Origin of the sequence: Methanofollis aquaemaris, assembly GCF_017357525.1 — an archaeon.
GTDB classification, from domain to species: domain Archaea; phylum Halobacteriota; class Methanomicrobia; order Methanomicrobiales; family Methanofollaceae; genus Methanofollis; species Methanofollis aquaemaris.
On sequence record NZ_CP036172.1, the window covers coordinates 1788663 to 1814968 of the forward strand.

The following is a 26306-nucleotide window of genomic DNA, read 5'->3' on the forward strand; positions in this document are numbered from 1 at the left end:
TGCCCTGATGCAGGTCGTCATCTCCTCAGGGATCAGATCAGGGGTTGGGCCTGGCCACATTTTTCTCCCGTGTTTCTGCGGCAGCACCCCGACACCCCGCACTCGAAGGTTTTTTCTATCAATAAACCCGGTGAGGGTAGCACGGGGGGTTGATATGACCGAAGGCGTGGGAGATCAAACAGCGGTGCAGGAGATTCTCGGGGCCTATCCCAGGGATCCCAGACATCTGCTCGCGGCATTGCAGGACATCCAGGCTGAGTACAGTTATCTCTCGGTCGAGTCGATGAAAGAGGTCGCCAGATATCTCGGCGTCCCTGAAAGTCAGGTCTTCAGTGTCGCCACATTTTACAAGGCACTCAGTCTTGTCCCGCTGGGAAAGAAGGTGATCAAGGTCTGCACCGGTACGGCGTGCCATCTCCGCGGTGCGCCCAGACTCGTCGAGGCTATCGAAGGAGCACTCGGGATCAGGGACGGGGAGACCACCGCAGACGGAGTGTTCACCCTCCAGACCGTGAACTGCGTCGGTGCCTGTGCGATGGCGCCGGTCGTGGTGGTGAACGAGCGAGTGTACGGGAAGGTGGGGATTGCTCAGATCCCGGAAATGATCGAGACGGAGCGTGAGGATGAGGCTGAAGAGTAGAGAGGCGCTTGAGGCCTACCGCACCTCGTTGCCGCCGAAGGGTGCCGACGCTCGAGCGTGGGTGCAGGTCTGCGCCGGCACCGGTTGCATCGCCTTCGGGAGCGTTGCGGTGCGCGAGGCCTTCGAGGAGGAGGCTAGAAAGAGAGGCATGGAGATCGGGGTCACGTTCCTGGCCGATTCCACCGGGTGCCACGGGTTCTGCGAGCGGGGCCCCCTGGTGGTCATCCATCCGGGAAATATCTTCTACCAGCAGGTGAAGGTCAAGGATGTTCCCGAGATCTTCGAGAAGACGATCCTGAACGGGGAGGTGATCAAGCGCCTCCTGTACCGCGACCCGTTGACGAAGGAACACTACCAGACCGCCGAGAAGATCCCCTTCTATGCCAGTCAGCACCGGATCGTCCTCAAGAACACCGGGCATGTCAACCCCTTCGAGATCGACGATTACCTCCGTGCGGGGGGGTATGCCGGGCTTGCGAAGGCTCTTTCGATGTCGCCGAAAGAGGTGGTCGGGGTCGTCAGGGACTCGGGGCTTCGCGGCCGCGGCGGCGGCGGGTTCCCGACCGGCGTGAAATGGGAGTCGGCCGCCGGTGTCGAGGCACCTGAGAAGTACGTCGTTGCCAATGGTGACGAGGGCGATCCCGGCGCCTTCATGGACCGCAGTCTCATGGAAGGCGACCCGCACAGCGTCATCGAGGGGATGATCATCGGGGGGTATGCGATCGGCGCCACCCGCGGGATCATCTATGTCAGGAACGAGTATCCGCTCGCGGTCAGGCACCTGACCCGCGCCATCGAGCAGGCGCACGAGTACGGCCTCCTGGGTGAGCAGGTGCTCGGCAGCGGGTTCGACTTCGAGATCGAGATCTTCCGGGGCGGGGGGGCTTTTGTCTGCGGCGAGTCCACCGCCCTGATGACTTCCATTGAGGGGAAGGCCGGGGTTCCGCGGGTCAAGTACATCCGTTCGACTGAGAAGGGACTCTGGGAGGCCCCGACGATCCTCAACAATGTCGAGACCTGGGGGAACATCCCGCAGATCCTGGTGCACGGCGCCGACTGGTTCAGGAGCATGGGCACCGCGAACAGCAGCGGGACCAAGGTCTTCTCGCTCGTCGGCAAGGTCAAGAACAGCGGTCTTGTCGAGGTGCCGATGGGCATACCTCTGCGCACGATGATCTACGAGATCGGCGGCGGGGTGCTCAAAGACCGCGAGTTCAAGGCTGTGCAGACCGGCGGGCCGTCGGGCGGGTGTCTGCCGGCGGAGAGACTCGATCTCCCGGTGGATTTCGACGAATTGATCAAGGCCGGGTCGATGATGGGGTCGGGGGGGATGATCATCATGGACGAGCACACCTGCATGGTCAATGTCGCCCAGTATTTCATCGATTTCCTGGTCGAGGAGTCGTGCGGGAAATGCACGCCCTGCCGCGAGGGGCTCAAGGCGATGCAGACTCTTCTCCACGGTCTCACCTCGGGCACCGCCCGACCCGGCGACACCGCACTGCTCAAGGAGTTTGCCGGGCATGTGCGGGACACCTCGCTCTGCGGCCTGGGCAAGACCGCCGCGAACCCCGTGCTCTCAACGATGCACTGGTTCCCCGAGGAGTACGAGGAGCACGAGAAGGAGGGCTTCTGCCGCGCCGGGGTATGCAGCGGGCTCTACGCCCTTGAGATCGATCCCGCACTCTGCACCGGGTGCACACTCTGCGCCAAGGTCTGCCCGGTCGATGCCGCCACCGGGGAGAAGAAACAGACACACCGGATCGACATGGAGAAATGCATCACCTGCGGTTCGTGCATCGATGTCTGTCCGGTCAGAGCGGTCAAGGTCGTGAGGGGGGTGACGTGAGATGGTTGAAGTGACGATCGACGGGCAGAAGACCGAGGTGGAGAAGGGGACGACCGCCCTGGTGGCGGTGCGGGCCCTGGGCATCAATGTGCCGACCCTCTGCTATCATGAGGGTCTGCCGCCCGACGGCAACTGCCGCCTCTGCCAGGTGGAGGTGACCGAACTCGGCCGGAGCAAACTGGTCATCTCGTGCATGTACCCGATCAAGCGGTCGGTCGAGATCAAAACCGACACCCCCCCGGTCCGCGAGGCCCGTGCGTTTGTGCTCAGACTGCTTCTCACCCGCTCGCCCCACTCGCCGGTCCTCCGGCAACTTGCCGCGGAGTACGGCGTCGAACCCCTGGACGAACGTTTCGCCCCAGGGGGAGAACCCGACCTCTGCATCAGGTGCGGGCGGTGTGTCAGGGCCTGCGCCGATCTTGGAAATTGTCTCGGGTTTGTCGGGCGCGGCTGGGAGAAGGAGGTGCACACGCCCTTCAGAGAACCGACCGCCGACTGTCGGGGGTGTGCGGCCTGTGCGGAGGTCTGCCCGACGGGAGCGATCCCGGTCATGGAGGACGAGGCGGCGGGCACCAGGACGATCTGGGGACGGACCTTCGAACTGATCGCCTGCGAGATCTGCGGCGATCTGTTTGCGACGCGGGAACAGATCGAGGCGGTGGAACCGGGGTTCGAGACGAAGGGCCTGCGGCTTCTCTGTCCCCGGTGCCGCCGGATCGTCGAGGCGCAGGAGGTCGGGACCGGGGTGGGATCGCGCGAGGAGAAGAAGGAATGACCGTGTCGTCCCGGGCGACGGCATGGGAACGGTTAAATGAAAGTGTATGGATCGTGGGACTGACCGAGGGGGGAAGAAGATGGAAAAAACTGAGAACTTGCTGCTGATCACTCCTGAGAAGTGTATCGGCTGTGGAACCTGTGAACTGGCATGCTCGGTCGGGCATGAAGGAGAGTTTCGACCGGCGACATCGAGGATATCGGTCCACCGGTTTGAGGCGGGAGTGAACGTCCCGATGACCTGTCTGCAGTGCGACAAACCGGCGTGTGTGGCGGGGTGCCCCACCGGCGCCCTGGAGAAGGACACCGAGACCGGGCTGGTCAATGTCATTGCATCGAAGTGTATCGGGTGCCGGATGTGCGTGATGGCCTGTCCGTTCGGCAACATCTCGTACAGCATGGCGGCGAAAAAACCATTGAAATGCGACCAATGCGACGGCAGTCCGATGTGCGTCGAGTTCTGCCCGACGAACGCCATCGAGTATCTGCCGGCCGACACAGCGACGATCCGGCGGAAGAAGGCGTTCTCGGCAAAGATTGCCGCCGGTATTTCGGAGGTGGAGATCTGATGTACGGCTGGATGGGGACGGTGCTCCGTATCGACCTGGGTGCGGGCACGGTCAAGAAAGAGGCACTGAACAAGGCGTTTGCCGAGGAGTTCATCGGGTCCAGGGGACTTGGCGAGAAGTACTTTATGGAGGAGGTCGACCCGACGGTGGACGCCCTCTCGCCGGAGAACAAACTCATCTTCGCCACCGGGCCGTTGACCGGGACGATGGGCGTCTCGACCGGGCGCTACGACGTGGTCGCCAAGGCCCCGCTCAACAACACCCTGGCCTCGTCCAACTCGGGCGGGTACTTCGGTGCCGAGGTGAAGTACGCAGGCTACGACCTGATCATCTTTGAGGGGAAGGCCGCAAAACCAGTGTATATCTGGATCAACAACGGCGCCGTCGAGATCCGCGACGCCTCCACTCTCTGGGGCAAGACGGTCTACGAGGCCGACGACGCCCTGAGGGCCGAGACCGATCCCGAGGCTGAGGTGGCCTGCATCGGTCCGGCCGGCGAGAAACTTGTCCTCTTCGCAAACATCATGAACGACAAGCACCGTGCCGCCGGGAGGACCGGGATCGGGGCGGTGATGGGATCGAAGAATCTCAAAGCCATCGCCGTCCGCGGCACCGGCGGGATCAAGGTCGCCGACAAGAACGAGTTCCTCACTATCGTGAGAGATGCAAGGAAGAAGATCAACGAGAACCCGGTCACGTCCCAGGGTCTGCCGACCTATGGGAGCAATGTCCTGGTCAACATCATCAACGAGGTTGGGGCCTTCCCGACAAACAACTGGCGCGAGGCGTACTTCGACGAGGCCGACAAGATCTCGGGGGAGACGCTCACCGGCAAGCATCTGGTCCATGGCAAGGGCTGCGGGAGTTGCGTGGTCGGGTGCGGCCGCGTCGCGAAGGCCCACGGGCGGTATCAGGAGGTCGGCGAAGGCCCGGAGTACGAGTCGGCCTGGTCGTTCGGGGCGGACTGCGGGATCTCTGATATGGATGCCGTCCTGAAGGCGAACTTCCTCTGCAACGAACTCGGGATGGACACGATCACGATGGGCTCGACGATCGCCTGTGCGATGGAACTCGCGGACATCGGGGCGGTCGATGCGATGCAGAACGGGGTCGAGGTTCGTTTCGGGAGTTCGGAGGCACTGGTCGAACTGACGCGGGCCACCGCCTACCGCGAGGGTTTCGGCGACGACCTGGCACTCGGCTCGTACCGTCTGGGCGAGAAGTACGGCCATCCCGAACTTTCGATGAGCGTCAAGAAGCAGGAGATGCCTGCCTATGACCCGCGGGCGATCCAGGGGATCGGTCTGGAGTACGCCACTTCCAACCGCGGCGGGTGCCATGTCAGGGGCTACACCATCTCGCCCGAGGTGCTGGGCCTCCCGATGAAACTGGACCCGGCGGTCACCGAGGGCAAGGCCGAGATCCTCAAAATCTTCCAGGATCTTACTGCGGCGCTCTCCTCGTCGGGCACCTGTCTCTTCTCTTCGTTTGCGATCGGCGCCGACGAGATCGCCGCTGAACTGAAGACGGTCACCGGGGTCGACTACACGCCCGAGCGGATCATGGCGATCGGGGAGAGGATCTGGAATATGGAGCGGATGTTCAACATCAAGAACGGTTACACGGCCGAGGACGACACGCTCCCGCCCAGACTGCTCAAAGAACCGATCCCGCGAGGGCCGGCGAAGGGCCAGGTCAGCAGGCTTCCAGAGATGTTGCCTCAGTACTATAAGGTCCGCGGCTGGGACGAGAAGGGGGTTCCGACGCAGGAGAAGCTGGAAGAACTCGGGTTGGCGAAATTGATCTGAATTCTTTTTTTTTTTGAGTTCTGCTGAATTGAGCATGAGTCAAGAGCACGCCTCAAGCATACCGGATGAAAAGTTTTTCATGGAAATTGGGCGTGAACCCCTGACTCAAGCGTACGCGATGAAAATGATCGTGGATCTCTGGAGCAGGCATGGATCTGTGCTCCCTCTTTTGAGCAAGACCTCCTGTGGGAACATCATCGCATTGCCGCCCCGGTGCGTATGATGGAGAAAGGCACGTCGTTCAGAGATGCCGCTCCCAATCGTCGAATCTTCACCTTCGTCTCGCGCCGGGGGGAGACCCCCCGACCCCCCACGTATGAGGATAGCCGAGGGGCGGCGATTGAACAGGGCCTCCACTGATCCTATGTCCTGAAAAGAGGGATCGAAACCATTTCAACACCCGGAGATCGAGCGACGAGTAATTTTCATCCCGTATGCTTGAGGCGTGCCCCTCGCCTCATGTGAAATTCTACAACGCGCTTTTTTTCATCGTTTCCCGGGATCGAAATTTACACCTTTGCAATGGTTTTCACTCTTGTGCTTCTGTTTTGGCACCCCGAGCGCCGTCACCTGTGCCGGTCGATCCGAAAACAGCGGCCCGAATGCCTGACTCTCCCCCGTCGTTTCCACATTTGAATCCGTCCTGAGAACACAGCCGGAGATGCCCGGCCACCGATCAGGGGTGCCGGGTGTTCTCTGAAATGTGTGAAAATTATTGGGGGTACCTGTACATACTTCTCTCTATGTACTCTGTACGCAGATCCAGGTCAGGATCGGCTTTCCTCTGCGGCCGTCTGGTTTTCACCCCGCAAGTGGAAACCGGGCGCGAGGGTGAAAGAGTCGGGATCGTCGTCAAGCCAGACGTCCCCCTTCGCCGCCCACTCGCGGTAGGTCCGGCAATCGAACGAGAAATCATATTCCCGGCGTTTCATCTCGATCTTGTACGGCTTTTCAGCCACCGCGGCGTCGATGAGACTGACCGCCGGACACCTGTCCGGGATGCCACGGTTCAGATCGCCCTGCAGTTGCCTGACGGTGAGGCCGTGTAGAATCAGGTATGACCCCCTGGCTCAAGCATACGCGAAAAAATTTCTCATCATAGATATCCTGGGGGTCTCCCCCCGGCGCGATTCATGGGGGAAGGCACGTCGATCAGACGTGCCGCCCCATCAGAAGGATGAGGAATCTTAAGTTGCTATCTCGTGTCACGGGAGAGTGACACAGCGTACTGGATCAGTTGAACTCGTTTCGCCGCAACCCCGGTTCCCCCCGCACCAGCGGTTTCGAGAGATGCCGGCGTGCCGTCGGCGGCACCTCATACCACCCGGTGCTGATCGATCTCGGAGAGACGACGCATTCGGGCTCGGCCTCCCTCGCCCCACAACGGCGGCATTTGTAGCCCTTCTCCCGTCCCGCCGAGGTCATCCGCTTCCCGCAGGTCTGGCAGATGGGCGGGCGATAGCGGACGTCTGCCGCCGCATCTATGAGCCTGACCTTCTCCAGGTTGAGACTCCCGTTTTTGTAACTCCCGCAGACGACGACCTGGTCGTCGGGGACCAGCGCCCGCACGACGTCGCGAAAACCTTTCGTCGGTTCGTAGGCCATGCACCTGAGACGCTCGTCGCCGTCGCGGACTTTGATCTCGACGTGCCTACCCTCGCCGGTCGTCGCCCGCTCCGCGACCGTGGCCTCCACGCAGTACGACCGGCCGTCGAGGAGGGTGCCGATCGTGCCGGAAACGAGGTGGGCGTCGGTCCCCTGGTTCGTGACCCATACCTGCGCGAGGGCCTCCTCCTCTGCGACGATATGCCCTGCCGCCGCCTCCACCCATGCCGGACTCTCGCCCCTGATCCCGAAGAGGACCGGGTCGGGCGTATGGGGGACGCAGACGACGACCCGGTTCTCGGAGTCGACCGAGTCCCAGGTGTGCGGCCAGGTCGCCGCCTCGGCCGCGAAGATCGAATCTCGCTCCACCTTTCTGGGCGTGCCAAAGCGGTCGGCGGAGCGGTAGGCCAGGAGTTCGTACGTCCGGTCGGGCAGTTCGCTTGAGATGGCGGCCGTCGCCCCGATCAGGCCCCGGCAGTTCTTCCACCCGCGTGAGAGCGCCCCGACCTCGTCGAGAATCTCCCGCGCCTCCCCGACCGTGCAGAAGTCCTGCACCGCCTGCCAGTAGAAATCCGGCGGCGGCGCCTCCTCGGCGATCACCAGACCGGGGTTGGTGTTCTCGCAGGAGAGATCGGCGAGTTCGTCCACCAATGCTCCGGCGATCGAGAACGCCGTCTCGGGATCCCCCTCCGCCCTGATACAGACCGCGGCGTTTCCTCTCGTCTTGTGGGGAGCGTTCGGATTGAGCCTGACCAGTCTGGTCTCTGCGACCCCGATCCCTGCGCCCCTCAACTTCCTGACCAGCACGGCCCCCAGATAGGTCGTGCACATCCCTGCCGGCGAGTCGGTGTCGTCGATACCGATGAGCATGAAGCGATTATTTATTAGGGCGTCGTACTATATCCACCTTTAACGAGTGTTATGTCACAGGGACGTCTCCTTGATATGGTCGTCAGCGTGATGCTTACGGCGGGCTTTGAGGTTTCCGAACGCTGTAGCCTCAGGCCCCGGTCGTTTGATCTGATCGCGGGCAGAGAAGACGTTCTCATGGTCGTGAAAGTCGTCTCGCACATCGACTCGGTCACCGAAGAGATCTCGCGGGACCTTGACGCCATCGCCCGCCACCTCAATGCCTCCCCGATGATCGTGGGCGAACGGGCCAGGGACACCGACCTCGAACGCGGGACCGTCTATGTGCGCTACGGGATCTACGCGATCAGCCCGGCCACGCTGTACGACTATCTTGTCGACGGTGTTCCCCCCCTCATCTATGCCCAGCCAGGTGGGCTGTACGTGAACGTCAACGGGGATATGCTCAAGGGGCTGCGTGAAGAGCACCAGTTTTCTCTCGGCGACCTTGCCCGGTACCTCGGGGTCTCCCGCCGGACCATCTCCAAGTATGAGGACGGGATGAACACCACCCTTGAGGTGGCGGTCCAGCTCGAGGAACTCTTCGACGAAGCGGTGATCGAGGCGATCGATCTCCTCTCGTATATTCCGACAGACCAGACCGAGGAGCCGCGGCCCGGCGGTGTCCCCGACGACTTCGAGCGGATGGGGATCGAGGTCCACCAGATGCGTCGGGCGCCCTTTCAGGCCCTGGCCCTGGTGGAGACCGAGACGATCTTCACCTGCTACGGGACCGCACAAAAGACCGTCAAGCGCGCCGCCCTTATCGGGAATATCTCGCAGATCGCAGGAGCTTATGCGATGTGCGTCATCTCCGACTACAAGAAGAAAAAAAGGATCGGAAGGACGCTTGTTGTCGGAGAGGAGCACCTGCATACCCTGGAGGATGGTTCCGACCTCATTGACCTGATCTCTCTCTGATAAACTTTATATAGAACTACAAACCATCTATTTTAGCACTACATTATATGGTGATTTGAAATGTCGCAACAAATGGGAGGACAACCGATCCTGATTCTGAAGGAAGGCAGCTCCCGCACTCGCGGGAGGGACGCGCAGAGCATCAACATCTCCGCCGCTAAGGCCGTAGCCAGCGCCGTTCGGACGACCCTTGGTCCCCGGGGCATGGATAAGATGCTCGTGGACACCATCGGGGATGTCGTCATCACCAACGACGGCGTGACCATCCTCAAAGAGATGGACATCGAACACCCGGCCGCCAAGATGATGGTCGAGGTTGCAAAGACGCAGGACGACGAGGTCGGCGACGGCACCACCACCGCGGTCGTCGTGGCCGGCGAACTCCTCAAGCGTGCGGAGGATCTCCTCGAACAGGACGTCCACCCCACCGTCATCGCTCAGGGCTACCGCAAGGCGGCCGAAAAGGCCATCGAACTCCTCAATGAGATCGCCATCGACGTCGAACCCGGCGACGAGGAGATCCTCATGAAGATCGCGGGCACCGCCATGACCGGCAAGGGTGCCGAGGCTGCCAAGGACAAACTCTGTGACCTCGTTGTCAGGGCTGTCACCATGGTCGCCGACGAGGACGGCACCGTCGACACCGACTACGTCAAGGTCGAGAAGAAGGTCGGCGGTTCCATCGAGGACTCCGAGATCGTCGAAGGCATGCTCATCGACAAGGAGCGTGTCCACCCCGCGATGCCCAAGAAGGTCGAAGAGGCCAATATCCTCCTGCTCAACGCCGCGGTCGAGTTCAAGAAGACCGAGGTCGACGCCGAGATCAACATCACGAGCCCTGACCAGCTCCAGATGTTCCTCGACGAGGAAGAGCGGATGATCAGAAACATCGTCGACAAGATCGTCGCCTCCGGTGCGAACGTCCTCTTCTGCCAGAAGGGTATCGACGACATCGCCCAGCACTACCTCGCAAAGTCCGGCGTCTTCGCAGTCCGCCGTGTCAAGAAGTCCGACATGGAGAAACTCGCCCGTGCAACCGGTGCGTCTCTGGTATCCTCCATCGATGCTATCTCTCCCGAGGAACTCGGCTACGCCGGGCTCGTCGAGGAGCAGAAGGTCTCCGGCGAGGACATGATCTTCGTCAAGAAGTGCAAGAACCCGAAGGCCGTCTCCATGATCATCAAGGGCGGCACCGAGCACGTCGTCGACGAACTCGACCGTGCGATCGAGGACGCCCTCAGGGTCGTCGAGGTTGCCATCCGCGACAAGAAGTTTGTCGTCGGCGGCGGTTCGCCTGAGATCGAGCTCTCCCTCCGTCTCCGCGAGTACGCAGCGACCGTCGGCGGCCGGGCCCAGCTCGCCATCGAGGCCTTTGCAACCGCTCTCGAGATCATCCCGAGGACACTTGCCGAGAACGCCGGACTCGACCCCATCGACACCCTGGTCGACCTCCGTGCAGCCCACGAAAAGGGTCAGAAGACCGCCGGGCTCGATGTCTACACCGGCAAGGCTGGCGACATGCTCGCTCTGGGCGTTGTCGAGCCCCTGCGTGTCAAGACCCAGGCGATCTCCTCGGCCGCCGAGGCCGCTGTGATGATCCTCAGGATCGACGACGTCATCGCGTCCGCCAAGTCTGCCGGCCCCTCGCCCGAGGAGATGGCAGCCATGGGCGGCGGCATGGGTGGCATGGGCGGCATGGGCGGCATGCCCCCGATGTGAGCCTGTAAAATATACTGCAGATGCCCGGAATCCGGGCACCATCAATTTTTTGTGTATTGTTGTGGTCGAAGCTCGTTTCGGCTGAGTGACATTTTTCTGGACGAATTCTGGTGTGAAGGATGCATCAGGCACGTCATGATAGATTTTCTCTTCATGTTCTGCTCTTCTCCTTGATCGACCGGTGCGATTTGATAGGGGGAAGGCGTGCGGTCAGACATGCTGGATCGTTGACTTTTTAGATATTGGGCATGAGCCGAAAGCACGTCTCAGGCATATCGAATGAGAATTGTTATGAGCAGTGCTTCGGGGTGTGGAAGGATCCCCCGGTGCGAGGCGGCGGTGAAGATTCTGCGACAAGGACGGGAAGGTAGAGGGAGGAATCGTTCAGAGGGTGGTCCCGTCCTCTGCCGATCCGTCACGCAGGGGCAAGGGTGTGGTCGGCCTCTGGTGTTCACTCCGGAAAAGGAATTACCGTGAACATCACCCCGAAGATATGCTATGAGGTCATCCCAAAACTCTCCTGACTTCCCCCTCTTCCAGAGATAAAGAAAGATGATGGTTTCAAACTCTCCTCTCTTCGTAGCGTGAACATCCATTCCTCGCCTTCTTCTATCCTTTCACCGGGTGCTCTGCCGCCCGACCCCTATCTTCGTCGTGGGGGGTCCTGGGGGTCTCCCCCCGGCGAGAGAAAGCAGGAGAACATTCTTTAGTCTCTATGTGGGGCGGCACGTGGATCGGTCTGCCTTCCCGCATGCGCGTGCCGGGGGCGCTGCCCCCGGACCCCCGGGATTGCGATAGGGGCGGGAAGGCGCACGTGATGATGATGAAAAGGGGATTACCGTCCTCCTTCCTATCTTCTGCGGGGGGAACGAGGGGCAACCAGCCACCCCGTGGAAGATCTGCGATCAGATTTTCTGGAATGAAGGGTTTTGATACGGACGAAGATTCATGTTCGGAATACTTTTGGGATATGCTCTATGAAAGATTTTCATTCGGTATGTTTGAGGCATACTTTCGCTTTATGAGCGATTCTAAAAGGCCTGTTAAAAAAAGGTTAGGTGGAAATGCCGGTTATCTCTTCCAGGATCTTTTCCATATCAACCCAGATGATAAGGTTCTTCTTGCCTGCGCTCTCGTCTCTCTCCTGAGATTTCTCGGTGACCTTGATGATTCCCTTCACGTGAGCGTCCCTGGAGAGCGACTCGTCTACCGTTTCGACTTCTTCCTCCGAGATCTGCATCACTGAGAGGACATCGTCGACGATCACGCCGACATTGGCTCCTCCGGCCGCCTCGGAGACGAGGATGATGATCTTCTGCCGTTCCTGTTCCCTGGATCGAGGGATTCCAAGGATGGTGCTGAGGGCCATAACGGTCGTGATCTCACCACGCAGGTTGATGATCCCGGCGATATGGGGGGGTGACCTCGGCACCGGAGTGATCGGGACCATCTCGACGATCTCGCGGGCGAGCGAGATGTCAAGGGCGTACCGTTCCTCCGCCACCTCGAACTCGACAACGTCTATCTGTGCCACACATTTCACCTTACTCTAACTTGAACCCTTCAAGATTCTTCTTCATCTCGCCGGCCATCCCGGCCACTTCCATGGCGCCGCTCCCGACCTCTTCGGCCGAGGCCGAGACCTCCTCGGTCAGGGCTGCCATGTCCTCGATCATGGACATCGTCTCTTTGGTCATCCGGGTCGTTGTGTCCATCCGCTCCATCACGCCGTTGGTGGAGTTGGCCTGATCTTCGGTCGCCCGTGCAATCTCAGAGACGCTCACCTGTGCTTCTTTGGAGGCAGTGACGATCCGGCCGAGTGCTTCGATAGTCTTGTTGACACTCTCGATCCCTGCCGTGATCGCCTCGAAGGAGGCCCCGAGATCCCGGGCGGTCTCTTCACTCTTTGCCTGGATGCTCCCGATGAGTTCTTCGATGTGGTTGGTGGCATTCTTCGACTCGCCGGCAAGGTTCCTCACCTCACCTGCGACGACGGCGAAGCCGCGGCCGTGTTCACCGGCTCTTGCCGCCTCGATCGCGGCGTTGAGTGCAAGGAGGTTGGTCTGGTTGGAGATGTCGTTGATAAGTTTGACAATCTTTGAGATCTCGTTCATCTCCTCCTTCAACTGCCTGAATTCTTCGACACCCTCCTTCGTAATTCTTTCGACCTCGCCCATCTTCCGGGCCGCCTGGCGGCCGATCTCTTCAGCTTCGTCTCCCGCCTGGACTGCCGTCTCGGTCCCTTTGAGCACTTCCTGGGAGGTGCTGGCGATCTCCTCGATCGAGGCCGAGAGGTCGGCCATCGACCTGGCGACTTCTTCGAGGTTCTCGAGTTGGGCCTTTGCATCGTCGGCGGTCTGCTGACTCTTGGCGGCGACCTGCTCGACTGCCCGGGAGATGTCCTCGGCATTGCGCCCGCTCTCCTGGGAACTTGCCTCGACTTTGATCCCGAGGTCGGCGATCTTCATCAGCGCCTCTTTTATCGCGTCCCTGGATTGGCGGTAGTTGAGCTTGAGGTCTCTGAGAGGATCGTCGTCTCTGATATCAGTGATGAACGTGAGGTCGCCTTTAGCCATCTCGCCCAGTGCCGTCTTAAACGCCTCCGCGCTATCGCCGAGGGTTCTCGCTTCTGCCTGGGCCTCCAGTTCCTTCTTGACCAACTCGGTGTTGTCCTGGTAGATGTAGTAGTTGACGTCGATCTCGCCTTTGTCATTGAGGATAGGGAGTTGGAAGAGGCGGAGGTACGACTTTGTGTTGTCCTCCCAGGAGATCTCCATATCCGAGATCGCGAGTTTTTTGGTCTCGTATGAGGCGTAGAAGTCGTCGCCGGAGGTCTTGATGTTGAAGTCGTAGAGTTTCTTGGCCATCAACTCTTCATAGGAGCCACGCCAGACACGTTCATATTCCTTGTTGAGGTCGAGGCGGTGCTTGTCGCCGGCGAGGACGGCGATGGCCTGCGGGTTCTGCTTGACGAAGGCGTCCGCCCGCCTCTGGAGGGCTTCGACCTGTTTGAGTTCCTCTTTCTGTTCGGTGAGATCCTGGTAGATGTAGTAGTTGACGTCGATCTCCCCGTCTTCGTCGAGGATGGGGACCTGGAAGAGACGGAGGTACGACTTTGTGTTGTCCTCCCAGGAGATCTCCATGTCCGAGATCGCGCGTTTCTTGGTCTCGAATGAGGCGTAGAAGTCGTCGCCGGAGGTCTTGATGTTGAAGTCGTAGAGCTTCTTGGCCATCAATTCCTCATAGGAACCACGCCACTCCCGCTCGTACTCCTTGTTCAGGTCGAGGCGGTGTTTGTCGCCGGCGAGGACGGCGATGCCCTGGGGATTGTATTTGACGAATGCCTCGGCGCGTCTCTTCAGCTTTTCGAGATCTTTTTTCTCCTCTTCTCTCTCACCCATGATCCTGATGACCTTGTTGATCATCCTTGCGAGCGGTTTGAACTCGTCGTCGAGAAGATCTTCGTTGACCCTGACAGAAAAATCCCCTTCAAGGGCTTTTTCGAGGATTGTTTCAATTCTCTCTGGTTCTTGTGTGGTCATGTCTTCTGTACCCTCCATTGTTAATGATCGATGCTTTCTTTTGATTGATTCAATCAACTCATTATTATGTCTTTGTATTTAATCAAAACTTTATTTGATCTATTTTTTTGATAATTGTGGCATAATAATCCAAATTATCCTTTTAAAATCTTATAAAATAGTATTTACATGTCGAGGCCCTGGGGAAGGTATATATCGTACCTATCCAAGTAGAGGGCATGGGTGAGCGGTTTATCTTCACAAGGCACCGGACTATCTGCTATCACTGTCATGAGGAGGCCGACCAGGTGATCAAGGCGGTATCGTCACAGGCCCGGGTGGCCTGCGCCCACTGCGGGGCCACCAGGATCTTTCTTCCCCGGGTGGAGGAGGTCGGGGCCGCGGGGGCGTACACACCGATCAGTTGCTATGAGGTCTGGCACCTGAAGCCGATGGCCCCCTGCAAGAATTGTGGGGTTGAGGGGCCGCACGACCTGATCGTCGGGTGCAACCAGTTCACGACGCGGTGCCACAACTGTGGGTACACCCATTTTTACAAGTTCAATCTGGAATATATCGGGCAGTGTCCGATCAGGGAGGAAGATGTCTGATCACCGTCTTGCATCCCGCAGTCCGGGGCTGCCTGTGCCGCATCCCTGAGAGATCCTTAATCCTGTCAGGTCTCATAATCTGAGATGACAGGAACCATCAGCCGCAGCATTGCGCTGGCGAAGGCATCGTTCTCGGTCCTGAGAAAGGACCGGGAGATGATGCTCTTCCCCATCCTCTCAGGCATCGTCACCCTGATCCTCGTCGCCTCCTTCGCCCTCCCCCTGGTTCTCGCCGGGTTCATGACGGAGAGCACCTTCGAGGGGTATGGGGGCATCGTGCTCCTCTTCCTCTTCTACCTGCTCAGTTACGCTGTTGTGATCTACTTCAACACCGCACTCATCGCGTGTGCCGACATCAGACTCCGCGGCGGTGACCCGACGGTCGGCGACGGTTTCAGGATCGCCACCGCCAACTTCGGCCGCCTTCTCTCCTGGGCGATGGTGGCGGCGACGGTGGGCCTTGTCCTTCGCCTCATCTCGGAACGTTCGGAGGGGCTCGGGCAACTTGCGGTCGCCCTCGTCGGAGCGGCCTGGAGCCTTGCGACCTTCTTCGTCATCCCGGTGATGGTCTTTGAGAAGATGGGGGTCGTCGACGCCATCGGCGAATCCTGGCAACTCTTCAAGCGGACCTGGGGCGAGAATGTCGTCGGCGGGTTCGGTCTTGGGTTGATCATGGTTCCGGGCATCCTCCTCATCGTCGCCGGCGTGATCGCCCTGGTGGTGGCTCCGGGTACGGTTTCCATCGCGTTGTTGAGCCTCGGGGTCATCGCCACCGTCGTGCTCGCCGTCGTCTATGCCGCCCTCCAGGGGATCTTTGTCGCAGTGCTCTACCGGTACGCAAAGGAAGGCACCGTCTCCCCTGCGTTCGGCGCGGATCTTGTGCAGGGTGCGTTTACGCCGAAACCCTGAGCACGGCCTGGCCTGCTATTCCCTCTTTTTCTGGCTCTGTTGAATCGCTCATGAAGCGAAAGCATGCCTCAGGCATACTGCATGAAAAACTTTCATAGCAGATCTTCTGGACTGATCTCGATGTGGGAGGGGGTGGCCGCCTCCTGGTCGCCCCGCGTCAGTATCGGGTCAGGGGTGGCAATGGTCTCTTTAAGATCTCCTGCTCTGCCTTCCCGGCCACAATCCTGAGGTGGGTGTCCGTGGTTCAGGATCGCCCTGAGGAAACCGATGCAGGCAACTAATGGTAAATCTATATCTTCTTCGTTTTCATCATCAAAATAGACGAAGAAGACCTTGTTCCAGGGGGGTCATCCCTGACAGCCCCCCTCCTCTGTGTGGGGGTACGTGTGGGCTGCAAACAGACAGGAGATATACATGGAGAGAGACGAGCGTTCTGAAAAGGAAAAAGCAGAAGGTATGGACAGAATCGCAAAGACCATCTTTGCCCCGATCTACCCGGTGCTTGCCGAATATTTCCTCGGTCGCTTCGGGCGGCGGGACGGGGTGTGCATCGACCTCGGGAGCGGACCCGGACACCTTGCGATCGCGGTGGCGAAGGCCTCGGAGATGCAGGTGTATGGCCTCGATGTCTCTGAGGTGGCGCACGCGCTCGCCCGCAAAAATATCAGGGAAGCGGGGCTGGAGGGCAGGATCACGCTCATCTCAGGGGATGTAGGGGCAATACCTCTCCCTGACGATTCGGTCGACCTTGCCGTCAGCCGCGGTTCGATCTATTTCTGGGACGATCTCCACGCCGCCTTCCGCGAGGTCGCCCGAATCCTCAGACCGGGCGGCATGACTTTTATCGGTGGCGGGTTCGGGAACGCAGAACTCTGGGACGATGTTGTGCAGAAGATGATCGCCCGCAATCCGGACTGGGAGACGCGGTATACAAAGAACATGTCTTCGGAGACGACTGCACGGTTTGAAGAGGCCCTTTCCAGGACTGAAGGCGTCGAAGGTGAAGTGGTCAGAGATGAGTCCGGCGTCTGGGTTGTGATGAGGAAAAAGCCGGTCCCATGAAGTGCGGGATCTGCGAACAGGGTTGCAATATCCTTGAGGGCGGGACCGGGCTGTGCAGGATGTACACGCAGACCGGTGGACAGATCGTCGAGCGCCTCCCTGACTCGTACCTCGCCGTGTTGCCGTTTTCGATCACCTCCGCCCCCCCCTGAGCGCCATCTGCTCAAGAAGGGCGTCGGCGAGGACGAGGGCGAGCATCGCCTCGGCCACCGGGACCAGGCGGAAGGCGATGCAGGGGTCGTGACGCCCGCCGACTGAGATCTCGACCTCGGTGCCGTGGAGGTCGACGGTCTGCTGTGGTCTGGCGATGGACGGCGTGGGCTTGACGGCGAGGCGGACCCTGATCTCCTGCCCGGTCGAGATCCCGCCGAGGACGCCGCCGGCATGGTTGGAGAGAAAACCGGTGGCGTCCATGGGGTCGTTGTTCTCGCTTCCCAGGAGACGGGCGGCGGCAAACCCTTCCCCGATCTCGACGCCCTTCACCGCCCCGATCCCCATCATCGCGGCGGCGATGGCGGCATCCAGTTTCCCGAAGACCGGCGAGCCCAGGCCAGGGGGGACGCCCCCGGCCGTCACCTCGACGATCCCGCCGACCGAGTCGCCGGCCGCCGCCGCAGAGCGCACCTCCTCCTCCATCGCGCCGGGGTCACGTTCGCCGTGCACCTCGACGACCCGCCCGCCCACGCCGATGCCGTGTGTTGTGAGGAACTTTGCGGCCACTGCACCGGCCGCGACCCGTGCGGCCGTCTCCCGGCCAGAACTCCGGCCGCCTCCCCGGTGGTCCCGCCGCCCGTATTTCTGGAGATAGGGGTAGTCGGCATGGCCCGGCCTGAAGACCTCGCGGAGTGCGTCGTAGTCGCCGCTCCGCACGTCGCGGTTCCTGATAAGGAGGGCGACCGGCGTGCCGGTTGTCCGTCCTTCAAAGACGCCTGAGAGGATCTCGACGGCGTCGGCCTCCTTGCGGGGGGAGGCGAGCGGGCCGCCAGGCCGGCGGCGGTCGAGCATGGGCTGGATTTCGGCCTCGGAGAGCGAGAGGCCCGGCGGGACGCCGTCGACGATCGCCCCGACCGCCGGGCCATGACTCTCCCCGAAGGTCGTGACCCTGAGCCACTGCCCGAAGGTGTTCATAGCCCGAGCACCTCCCGCACGGCCTCGGGCCCGACCTGGATCCCGGTCATATGAAGGAACTGTTCACACGCCTGGTAGACAAACATCTCGGTCCCGGGGATGGTGCGGCAGCCGCGGGCGGCGGCAGCCCTGAGGAGCGGAGTCTCCTGGGGGGTGTAGACGAGGTCGAAGATCGTCGTCGCAGGATCGAGGTCGGCGGCGGAGAGGAGTGCACGCGGGTCGGTGCCCATCCCAACCGGGGTGGCGTGGACGACGACGTCGGGAGGGGTTATCCGGGTGAAGTCTCTGATCTCCCCGGCCCCGCATCCGAACCGCCCGGCCAGGCCCTCTGCCTGCCTGAGGTTGCGGGCCAGGACCGTCACCTCGCACCCGAGGTCGAGGAGGGCATAGACCGCGGCCGCCGCCGCACCCCCTGCTCCGAGGACGACGGCCGTCCTGGCGCCCGTGCCTTCGAGGGGGCGTCGGACCCCGGTCCAGTCGGTGTTTGTCGCCCTGACCTGGTCGCCGCAGAAGACCAGGGTGTTTGCCGCCCCGATCGCCTGCGCATGCGAGTCGACCTCGTCGGCCGCGGCCAGGGCTGCCGCCTTGTGTGGGACCGTGACCGAGAGCCCCTGCACGCCGAGGGCCCTGGCCGCCCTGAGGACTTCGCCAAATTCAGGGTGGTCGAAGAAGGTGTACGCGGCGTCGATGCCGTAGGCCGCAAAGAGGGCGGTGTAGAGTTCAGGGCTCCTGCTGTGAAGACATGGGTGGCCGGCGATCCCGTAGAGCCCGGTCGCCGCTTCCAGGGCAAGGAGGCGGTCGGCCTCGCCTGATGGGAGGCAAAAACCCTCCATCACCCGGAGATCGCGCTCGCGTCCGGCCAGAAGGGCGAGGACGGCGTCGGCCGTCTCCGCCGGGGTCAAACCCGCAGTGGAGAAGGCGAAGTCTGCGGCGGCGCAGTAATATGGACGGCGGCGTGCCAGGAGGGCCGCCACCTCGTCGGTGAGAGGGAGGGGGGTGAGGGGTGGGCGGTCAGAACCTGTTGTCCTCTCCGCGATCGTCTCTGCGTCCGCCTCCAGGAGGACGACCCGCCCGCCGCGGCGGAGTGCGGCGACATTGGCCGGGTCGAGCACGGCCCCGCCGCCGGTGGCGACGATCCCATCGACGCCGGCGAGGTCGGCAACGACCGCACATTCCAGGGCCCTGAACCCCTCTTCCCCCTCTCCGGCGAAGATCGCCGGGATGGACCTGCCTGCTCGCGCCTCGACCATGGCGTCGGTGTCGTAGAAGGGGAGGCCGAGGCGGTCGGCCAGGATGCGGCCGACCGTCGACTTCCCGGTGCCGCGGTAGCCGATGAGGACGACCTTCATAGCAACCCGGCCTCCTGCAACGCCTCCCAGAACCCGGGGAAGGACTTGGCCACGCACTCGGCCTCCTGCACTGTCACCTCGCCGCTCCCGAGGCCGAGGACGGCGGCGCTCATTGCCGTCCGGTGGTCGCGGACCGGGTCCACCACGAGATGGCCGCGGCGGGGTCCGGGTGAGATGGTGATCTGATCCTCCCCGACCTCGACCCCCGCGCCGAAGCCGCGGAGCACCCGTGCGATCGCCGCCACCCGGTCGCTCTCCTTGTACCTCAGATGGGCGGTCCCGGTGATGGTGGTCGGGCCGCGGGCAAAGGCGGCGACGGCCGCGAGGTTCTGGACGGTGTCGGGGGAGGCTGCCATCTCGACCTCGGTCCCGTCGAGGACGCCGTCCGACTCCAGGACCACGCCGGTCGAGTCGGCCCGGACGCGGCACCCCATCGCCGCGAGGGCGTCGAGGAACCGGCGGTCTCCCTGCGCCGAGGTCGGGTCGAGATGGTCGACCCGCACCCGCCCGCCGCAGACCGCCCCGATCGCAAAGAAGGTCGAGGCCGAGGACCAATCGCCCTCGACCTCGTAGTGCGTCGGGTGGTATCGGCCGGGCTCGACCAGGAAAGTCCTCTCCTCCTGGCGCACCTCCACGCCGAAGGCGGCCATCACCCCGGTGGTGAGGTCGAGATAACTTGCAGAGACCGGCGGTGTGGTGAGGGTGAGGGCAAGCCCGTCGGCCCAGCAGGGGGCGGCGATGAGGAGGGCCGAGATGAACTGGCTCGAGACGTCGCCTGGCATCGACACGCTCCCGCCTCGCACCGGCCCACGGACTATAATAGGCGGGAAACCAGGACGGCCGGCATAACCGACCTCGCCGCCCAGTGCCGCCACCGCGTCGCCGAGCGGCCCTATGGGGCGCTCCTGCATCCTCGCGCTCCCGGTGAGCGTGACCGGGAAGTCGGCGAGGGTGGCGAGGCCGGTCAGGAACCTGAGGCTTGTCCCTGAATCGCCGGCGTCGACGACGGCAGGGGCGTCGAGGGGGAGGCGGCCAGCACACCCCTGCACCGTGAGGACGTCGGCGTCTCCGACGACCCTGATCCCCAGGGTTTCAAGCCCGGTGCGGGTGCGGGCGATGTCGCCGGCGTCGAGGGGCCTGACGATCTCTGACTTGCCGTCGGCAAGGGCGACGACGACCAGGGCGCGGTGGGTGAGGCTCTTCGACGGCGGGGCGGCGACGGTGAGGTCGACCCCGCGTCGGCGGGCAAGGCTCACCTCCATCCGCTCACCTCCAGGTGCGGGTAGCACCCGAATTCTTTCACCTCTACGAGGGCCTGGAGTTCGGCGACGGCCCCGGCCCACTCCGGCCCTTTCTCGCCATCGATGAAAAAAACGTATCGTCCAAGCCCGCGTCGTGCCGGCCGCGACTCGATCCTGGTGAGGTTGATCTCCCGGCGGGCAAAAACGGCCAGGAGGTCGGCGAGGAGGCCGGCGCGGTCGGTCCTGGGGTCGAGGAGGAGCGAACATTTCGTCGCCTTGTCTCCGGTATAGGGTGTCTTTGAGATCTGCACGAATCTGGTGGTGTTGTCGGGAGCGTCCTGGACGTCTCGGGCGACGAGCGAGAGCCCGCACCGCTCCGCGGCCAGGGCGGTGGTGAGGGCCGCCGCCCCTCCCCCGGCACGGGCGGCCTCCTCCGCACTGGCCGCATTGGATGAGGTATGGACGACCGGGACACCGAGACGCTCGACCAGGGCCGAGGACTGTTCGTGGGCCTGCGGGTGGGCATAGACGAGCGTGACCGCGTCCATGCCGACCGTTGCGGCGAGGTGGAACCTGACCTGGACGCAGATTTCGGCGGTGATGAAGACCTGGTGGGTGAGGAGGGCGTCGAGGGACGGCCCGACCCCGCCAGCCTCGCTGTTCTCCAGGGGCACGAGCCCGTCGCCCTTCCCCGCGGCGACATGGTCGAAGACCGCCCTGATGGTCGGGAGGAGGTGGACCTCATCGGCAAGACGGGCGGCCAGGGCATGGGAGAAAGTGCCGGCCGGGCCCAGAGCGGCGAGGCTCACCGTGTTGCAAGACATTGCACCAGCGCCTCCGATTCTTCGGTCGCCTCCTCGATATATGCCGAGAAGAACGCCGCATCCCTTGCAAAGAGGTCGACAAACTCCTCCTCGCCGTCCCGCACCGCACGCTCCGCCTCTGCCGCGGCCTCCCTGAAGGCGTCGAGGACCGCCGGGACCGCCGGGTTCTCCTGGATGATGGCGGCATAGAGCGCGGGGTCCTGCCCGAGGAGGCGGCCGACCAGGGCCATCTCGGTCCGGTACACCGGACTGGTCACGGCCAGGAGGGCGTCGAGGTCGACGCCGAGACGGCGCATCGTCCCGGCCAGGGTGAGGGTTGTATAATGGGTGAGTCCCTGGACGACGGCCATCAGTTGGTCGTGTGCCGTCGGGTCCATCTCGATGACCCTGGCCCCCCCGGCCCTGAGGACGTCGAGGAGAAGGGCGGCCTGGTCGGGACCTATCCTCGCCGGGCAGGCGACGACCGTCTGGCCGGCGAGGGTGGGGGTGGTGGGGCCAAACATCGGGTGGAGCCCGAGGACGGCGGCCCTGGTCCTGAGCATCGCCTCCACCGGCGCCGCCTTGAGCGAGGTGAGGTCGCAGAGGAGTTGGTCGCTTCTGAGGACAGGGGCGACCTCTTCGATGACCGCCACGGTCTTTCGGATCGGGACCGAGACCATCACCACGTCTGCGGCCCTGGCAAGGTCGGTGTTGGTGAGGGCGGTCGCCTGCCCAGAGACGAGCACCTCCCACCCGGCCTCTCGAAAGACCCTGGCAAAGAAGGTGCCCATCCCGCCGGTCCCGCCGATGATCCCGAGACGCATCCTCAGGTCTCCGTGATCGTCTCCCCGACCGCCATCCCGAAGTGGCGCCCGGCGGTCATCGAGAGGCCCAGGACCACGTCGCCTTCCCGGAGGGCGGCGACCGAGACCGGGCCGTCCGTGCCGAGGAGGCGGACAGTCTCTGCGTTCTGGAGGACGATCCCGGCCGGTCTACCGGCCGCGGTCTCCGCCTCCACCAGAAGGAGAGGCCGGCGCTCGGTCTTCACCCGGCCGACCGCCGCCTCTTCGGTGGTCCCCTTGCCATCGGCGACGAGCACGCCGTCGCCGGCCCGCACCTCCGAGAGGTACGCCGTCTTCCCGTCGGGCTTGAGGAGGTAGGCATGGACCGCCCCGGCATTCACCCTGAAGGGCCTGGGGGAGACGTACGGGTTCTCGGCCGTCTCGGCCAGGACCAGGAAGAAGGCTGACGAAGTGTTGCCGACGAGCATCCCCTGCTCCTCGGCCAGGAGCGAGCAGGTGTCGATGCAGGCGCGGTCGCCCATCCCGATCTGCCGGACCCCCGTGACGGTGAACGCTTCGAGGCCGAGGGCCGGCGTCCTCGCGGCGACGGCGGCGGCCACCCGCCCGACCTCGGTGGGATCGTCGGTGCCGAGGAGCACGCCGGCGACCCCCTTCTCCAGGATGCCGAGGGCGAGGGCGGCCTCCTCCGCGGTGTGGACCACGGCGACGACGTGGTCGGAGACGGCGACCAGGTTCTCCAGCGGGATCACCGTCCAGTCCGGGGTGGAGACGACGAGGAGGCTCTCGCCGGTGGCCTGGGGGAGCGGAGTCTCGGGCGTCACCTCGACGAAGAGGACGTCGGTTCCCGGCACCAGGTCGCCGTCGGGGGCGACAGTGGTCACTCGGCCGAGGGCGCGGGCGTCTTCGGCGGCCTCGACGACAAGGGCCCCGGCCCCGGCCTCGATCGCCGCGGTGGCCAGGTCGGTCCGCCAGGGACGGACGTCCACCCAGAAATGGGTCATCGTCCCTCCAGGGCGGCCGCGGGGTCGAGGCACTGGTGGACGACCTGGCAGATGGCGCGGACAAAGGCCTTCGGGTCGTCGCGCTGGAAGGCGTTGCGCCCGATACAGACCCCTGACGCCCCGGCGTCGATGGCATCGTGGATCGCCTGGAGGGTGGCGAGGTCGCCGGCCTTCTCGCCGCCTGCGACCAGGACCGGGATCGAACTCGCCGCGGTGATCTCCGCAAAGGTCGCCGGGTCGCCGGTGTAGGTGGTCTTGACCAGGTCGGCCCCGAGTTCTTCGGCCACCCTGACGCAGTGGCCGACGGCGGCGGGATCTCGCGGGTCGATGCCGACGCCCCGCGGGTAGACCATCGCCAGCAGCGGCAGTCCCCATCTGGCGCACTCGCGGGAAACTTCCCCGGCGGCCTCGATCATCTTCGACTCGTGCGGGGCGCCCAGGTTGATGTGGACCGAGACGGCGTCCGCCCCCAGGGAAACGGCCTCCTCGACGGTGCAGACGAGCACCTTGTCGTCAGGGTCGGGGTTGAGCGAGGTGGAGGCCGAGAGATGGACGACAAGCCCGATGTCCCGTCCATGACCGCGGTGGCCGGCCCTGACCATCCCTTTGTGCATGACGATCGCGTTCGCCCCGCCGTCGCTGACCGCGGCGACGGTCTCGGGCATCCTGCGCAGTCCTTCGATCTGGCCGAGAGTGAACCCGTGATCCATCGGGACGATGACGGTCCGTCCGGTGTTGCGGTCCATGATACGTTCGAGTCGTATCGCTTTTCCAATCATAATTCCATCATCTCCATTGCTTCTGCGGCACTCCGACCCTGGTGGACGACCGCGGCCGCCGCCCGCATGAACTGGGCCGGGTGCGGGTGGCCGAAGACATTGCGCCCGATCGAGATCCCGGCGGCACCACCCTCCATGGCGCCTTCGATCATGGCGAGGGTCGCCGCCTCGTCGGTCTTCGACCCGCCGGCCACGACCACCGGCACCGGGCATCCCCGCGTCACCTCCCTGAAGGTGTCGGGGTCGCCGGTGTACACCGTCTTGATCAGGTCGGCGCCCAGTTCGGCCCCGGCCCTTGCGGCGAGGGCGACGGCCTCCACCCCGCGTTCGTCCTCGATCGACGGGCCTCTGGGGTACATCATCGCAAGCAGCGGCATCCCCCATTCCATGCACTCGACCGCGACCTTCCCAAGGTCTTCGAGCATCCTGGCCTCCGAACCGGCCCCGATATTCACATGGACCGAGACGGCGTCGGCGCCTATCTTCAGGGCGTTGGTGACGGTGTTGACGAGCACCTTCTCGTTCGGGTCAGGGCCGAGCGTGGTCGAGGCCGAGAGGTGGAGGATAAGCCCGATGTCCCGCCCCCACCGGCGGTGGCCGTACAGCGCAAGTCCCAGGTGGCCGAGCACGGCGTTGGCTCCCCCTTCCGCGACGCAGTCGACGGTCCGTCCCATATCGATGAGCCCGTTCATGGGCCCGACCGTAACACCATGGTCCATCGGGACGATGATCGTCCGTCCGGTGTTACGATCCATAATACGCTCCATCCTAATCTGTTTTCCTCTCATAGAAACACCCCTCAGCAGGATCAGAAGATTCTGCTGAGTTCAAAAGCGATAAAAATACTCAAAAAAGACGCCGTACGGCGCGACCGCTCCAGGCGAGACGGTCAGAGAATGGTCGGTGTGCGGATGATGGTCAGAGCTCGTGAAGATAAAAACATTCACCGGCGAAAAAACATTCACCACACATTGGCTCCATGGTGGATCGTGACGGTATTTAATGGTGTGGATGGAGGGAGGGGAAGATCCGGTGGTAATCCCCTCCCGCTGCCATGTCGTGAAGAGAGGGAGTAAAGATCCTCCCACTCCTCAACAGAGCCTTTCATCCCAGAAAAATCACCGATAGGTGAGCAACTCCTGGAGTTGTTCGAGTTCCCTGATATCGTATTGCCCCTTCGCCGTCGGCGTGCCGATATGACAGTAGACCCATGCCGAACCGAAGTAGGGGAGGAACGTCCGGGCATACCTGAACTCCTCGCCCATCACCGTCGTCACCAGGGGCTTCTCGGCTTCGAGGGTGAAGTCGAGGAAGTCCAGGAGGTTCCTGGCTGACGACGGGGTGACGGCGATCTTCGGGACATCGCCGTACGCCCTGAGGTCTCGCTCGATCGCCTTGAGATCGTCTGGCGAGGGCATATATTTGATATGCGCCGAGGCGACGACCTGGAGGTGCTGGTAGTGGATCATCCTGGCAAACTTCCTGAATTTCCGCTCTACATCCACATAGTCCACCAGGTCCAGGAAGGGCTGGATGGTCGAGAACCATTCTTCTGCGTCACCGGTGAAGGCACCGCCCTCCTCTCTGCTTCTGAGGGTGGCGATGATCGGGATGGTGCACTGTCCCCCGACACCCGCCATCACCGATGAAAGGTCATCGCTCATGAGGTCGAGCCGCAGCTCGATGAGGTCCGCGCCCAGGGCCACCGCCTTCTGGATTTTATCCGGGCTCGACAGCGAGACAACGATCTTCATACACAGAGGAGTCATACACTCACCGGTTATATTCCTGTTCATCTGAGGCTGAAAACGTGCTCGTCCCCCTGCATGAATGGGGTGTCCTGCTTATCCTGATAGGTGAGCCTTTTCCGGCGATCGGGTCGTGAAAAAAAGAGATAATCTTACGGTGCCTCGAACTCGTTGCAGGCATCGATCACATAGCGCATGTAGGCCATCGCGGGGCCGCCGCCCATCGGAACCGCGGTGAGAGCGCCTTCCATGATTTCCTGGCGCGTCGCCCCGGCATTGATGGCGATCTTGACGTGCATCGCGATGCAGAAAGGGCAGTGGTCAGCGACGGCGAGGGCGATCATCATGATCTCCTTGTACTTCGCCGGGATCGCCCCTGCTTTCGAGATACTCCTGACCATCGGGAGGAAGGTGTCCCAGACCTCGGGATCGAACTCGGCGATCTCGGTGTTGGTCTGCTGGACCTGGCTGAGATAATCTCTGATTTCGGTCATGGTAGAGAGATTTTCTGACGAACACGCGGATATAGGTTCCTGCCTGCCCCCTCTGAAAGGGAT

The 26306-nt window shown here is 62.6% G+C and carries 25 protein-coding genes; 11 read left to right on the forward strand and 14 right to left on the reverse strand.

Annotated features, from left to right (window positions below; translation table 11 throughout):
• The first annotated feature begins 154 nt into the window (after positions 1-154).
• The 5 genes from nuoE (at position 155) to RJ40_RS08660 (ending at position 5640) form a co-directional block, all read left to right on the forward strand.
• The gene (gene nuoE / locus RJ40_RS08640) at positions 155-640 is read left to right on the forward strand and encodes an NADH-quinone oxidoreductase subunit NuoE (RefSeq protein WP_265580454.1); all 486 of its coding nucleotides are present in this window, start codon (positions 155-157) and stop codon (positions 638-640) included.
• A complete protein-coding gene (locus RJ40_RS08645; protein ID WP_265580455.1) occupies positions 624-2489 on the forward strand; it encodes an NADH-ubiquinone oxidoreductase-F iron-sulfur binding region domain-containing protein in 1866 nt (621 codons plus the stop codon). Before nuoE ends, RJ40_RS08645 begins: the two co-directional genes overlap by 17 nt.
• A 1-nt stretch (position 2490) precedes the next feature.
• The gene (locus tag RJ40_RS08650) at positions 2491-3264 is read left to right on the forward strand and encodes a 2Fe-2S iron-sulfur cluster-binding protein (RefSeq protein WP_265580456.1); all 774 of its coding nucleotides are present in this window, start codon (positions 2491-2493) and stop codon (positions 3262-3264) included.
• A gap of 79 nt (positions 3265-3343) precedes the next feature.
• Positions 3344-3832: a 4Fe-4S dicluster domain-containing protein gene (locus RJ40_RS08655; protein ID WP_265580457.1), complete on the forward strand. Its 489-nt coding sequence runs from the start codon at positions 3344-3346 to the stop codon at positions 3830-3832.
• Positions 3832-5640 carry an aldehyde ferredoxin oxidoreductase family protein gene (locus RJ40_RS08660; RefSeq protein WP_265580458.1) on the forward strand — a complete coding sequence of 603 codons (1809 nt, stop codon included), beginning with the start codon at positions 3832-3834 and terminating at the stop codon, positions 5638-5640. Before RJ40_RS08655 ends, RJ40_RS08660 begins: the two co-directional genes overlap by 1 nt.
• 767 nt (positions 5641-6407) lie before the next feature.
• Here the strand turns inward: RJ40_RS08660 and RJ40_RS08665 are convergent.
• Together RJ40_RS08665 and RJ40_RS08670 are read right to left on the reverse strand one after the other, a co-directional pair.
• Entirely contained in the window at positions 6408-6599 is a 192-nt protein-coding gene (locus RJ40_RS08665; protein WP_265580459.1) for a hypothetical protein, read from the reverse strand.
• Positions 6600-6873: 274 nt separating this feature from the next.
• Positions 6874-8115: a tRNA(Ile)(2)-agmatinylcytidine synthase gene (locus RJ40_RS08670; protein ID WP_265580460.1), complete on the reverse strand. Its 1242-nt coding sequence runs from the start codon at positions 8113-8115 to the stop codon at positions 6874-6876.
• A gap of 51 nt (positions 8116-8166) precedes the next feature.
• On the opposite strand from RJ40_RS08670, the gene RJ40_RS08675 reads away from it, so the two are divergent.
• Positions 8167-9075, forward strand: coding sequence for a transcriptional regulator (locus RJ40_RS08675; RefSeq protein WP_265580461.1), 909 nt, complete (start codon positions 8167-8169; stop codon positions 9073-9075).
• A 60-nt stretch (positions 9076-9135) separates the two neighbouring features.
• Positions 9136-10794, forward strand: coding sequence for a thermosome subunit alpha (gene thsA / locus RJ40_RS08680; protein ID WP_265580462.1), 1659 nt, complete (start codon positions 9136-9138; stop codon positions 10792-10794).
• 1054 nt (positions 10795-11848) lie between these two features.
• Here the strand turns inward: thsA and RJ40_RS08685 are convergent.
• Both RJ40_RS08685 and RJ40_RS08690 read right to left on the reverse strand, forming a co-directional pair.
• Positions 11849-12328, reverse strand: a complete 480-nt coding sequence (locus RJ40_RS08685) for a chemotaxis protein CheW (protein WP_265580463.1) — start codon at positions 12326-12328, stop codon at positions 11849-11851.
• Positions 12329-12338: 10 nt separating this feature from the next.
• The gene (locus RJ40_RS08690; protein WP_265580464.1) at positions 12339-14336 is read right to left on the reverse strand and encodes a methyl-accepting chemotaxis protein; all 1998 of its coding nucleotides are present in this window, start codon (positions 14334-14336) and stop codon (positions 12339-12341) included.
• 218 nt (positions 14337-14554) lie between these two features.
• Here RJ40_RS08690 and RJ40_RS08695 point away from each other — a divergent pair, with 218 nt between their 5' ends.
• The 4 genes from RJ40_RS08695 (at position 14555) to RJ40_RS08710 (ending at position 17049) form a co-directional block, all read left to right on the forward strand.
• Positions 14555-14926 carry a hypothetical protein gene (locus tag RJ40_RS08695; protein ID WP_265580465.1) on the forward strand — a complete coding sequence of 124 codons (372 nt, stop codon included), beginning with the start codon at positions 14555-14557 and terminating at the stop codon, positions 14924-14926.
• An 84-nt stretch (positions 14927-15010) separates the two neighbouring features.
• Positions 15011-15835, forward strand: coding sequence for a DUF6159 family protein (locus tag RJ40_RS08700; RefSeq protein WP_265580466.1), 825 nt, complete (start codon positions 15011-15013; stop codon positions 15833-15835).
• Between the two features lie 414 nt (positions 15836-16249).
• Positions 16250-16897 carry a class I SAM-dependent methyltransferase gene (locus tag RJ40_RS08705; RefSeq protein ID WP_265580467.1) on the forward strand — a complete coding sequence of 216 codons (648 nt, stop codon included), beginning with the start codon at positions 16250-16252 and terminating at the stop codon, positions 16895-16897.
• On the forward strand, positions 16894-17049 hold the full coding sequence (locus RJ40_RS08710) for a hypothetical protein (RefSeq protein WP_265580468.1): 156 nt from the start codon (positions 16894-16896) through the stop codon (positions 17047-17049). The genes RJ40_RS08705 and RJ40_RS08710 overlap by 4 nt, the downstream gene beginning before the upstream one ends.
• On the opposite strand, the gene RJ40_RS08715 is transcribed toward RJ40_RS08710, so the two are convergent.
• From RJ40_RS08715 to RJ40_RS08760, 10 genes are all read right to left on the reverse strand, one after another.
• Complete coding sequence (locus RJ40_RS08715; protein WP_265580469.1) at positions 17030-18025, reverse strand: chorismate synthase; 996 nt, start codon at positions 18023-18025, stop codon at positions 17030-17032. The two genes, RJ40_RS08710 and RJ40_RS08715, sit on opposite strands and share 20 nt — an antisense overlap.
• Positions 18022-19374 carry a shikimate kinase gene (locus RJ40_RS08720; RefSeq protein ID WP_265580470.1) on the reverse strand — a complete coding sequence of 451 codons (1353 nt, stop codon included), beginning with the start codon at positions 19372-19374 and terminating at the stop codon, positions 18022-18024. The genes RJ40_RS08715 and RJ40_RS08720 overlap by 4 nt, the downstream gene beginning before the upstream one ends.
• Positions 19371-20636: a 3-phosphoshikimate 1-carboxyvinyltransferase gene (gene aroA / locus RJ40_RS08725; RefSeq protein ID WP_265580471.1), complete on the reverse strand. Its 1266-nt coding sequence runs from the start codon at positions 20634-20636 to the stop codon at positions 19371-19373. Before aroA ends, RJ40_RS08720 begins: the two co-directional genes overlap by 4 nt.
• A complete protein-coding gene (locus RJ40_RS08730; RefSeq protein ID WP_265580472.1) occupies positions 20627-21439 on the reverse strand; it encodes a prephenate dehydratase in 813 nt (270 codons plus the stop codon). The genes aroA and RJ40_RS08730 overlap by 10 nt, the downstream gene beginning before the upstream one ends.
• Positions 21421-22242, reverse strand: a complete 822-nt coding sequence (locus tag RJ40_RS08735) for a prephenate dehydrogenase/arogenate dehydrogenase family protein (protein WP_265580473.1) — start codon at positions 22240-22242, stop codon at positions 21421-21423. Before RJ40_RS08735 ends, RJ40_RS08730 begins: the two co-directional genes overlap by 19 nt.
• 2 nt (positions 22243-22244) lie before the next feature.
• Complete coding sequence (locus tag RJ40_RS08740) at positions 22245-23222, reverse strand: 3-dehydroquinate synthase II (protein WP_265580474.1); 978 nt, start codon at positions 23220-23222, stop codon at positions 22245-22247.
• Positions 23219-24001, reverse strand: coding sequence for a 2-amino-3,7-dideoxy-D-threo-hept-6-ulosonate synthase (locus RJ40_RS08745; RefSeq protein WP_265580475.1), 783 nt, complete (start codon positions 23999-24001; stop codon positions 23219-23221). Before RJ40_RS08745 ends, RJ40_RS08740 begins: the two co-directional genes overlap by 4 nt.
• On the reverse strand, positions 23998-24789 hold the full coding sequence (locus RJ40_RS08750) for a 2-amino-3,7-dideoxy-D-threo-hept-6-ulosonate synthase (protein WP_265580476.1): 792 nt from the start codon (positions 24787-24789) through the stop codon (positions 23998-24000). Before RJ40_RS08750 ends, RJ40_RS08745 begins: the two co-directional genes overlap by 4 nt.
• A gap of 330 nt (positions 24790-25119) precedes the next feature.
• Positions 25120-25755: a type I 3-dehydroquinate dehydratase gene (locus tag RJ40_RS08755; protein ID WP_265580477.1), complete on the reverse strand. Its 636-nt coding sequence runs from the start codon at positions 25753-25755 to the stop codon at positions 25120-25122.
• A gap of 146 nt (positions 25756-25901) precedes the next feature.
• Positions 25902-26243 (reverse strand): carboxymuconolactone decarboxylase family protein, encoded by a 342-nt coding sequence (locus RJ40_RS08760; RefSeq protein ID WP_265580478.1) that lies wholly within the window; start codon positions 26241-26243, stop codon positions 25902-25904.
• Between the last annotated feature and the right edge of the window lie 63 nt (positions 26244-26306).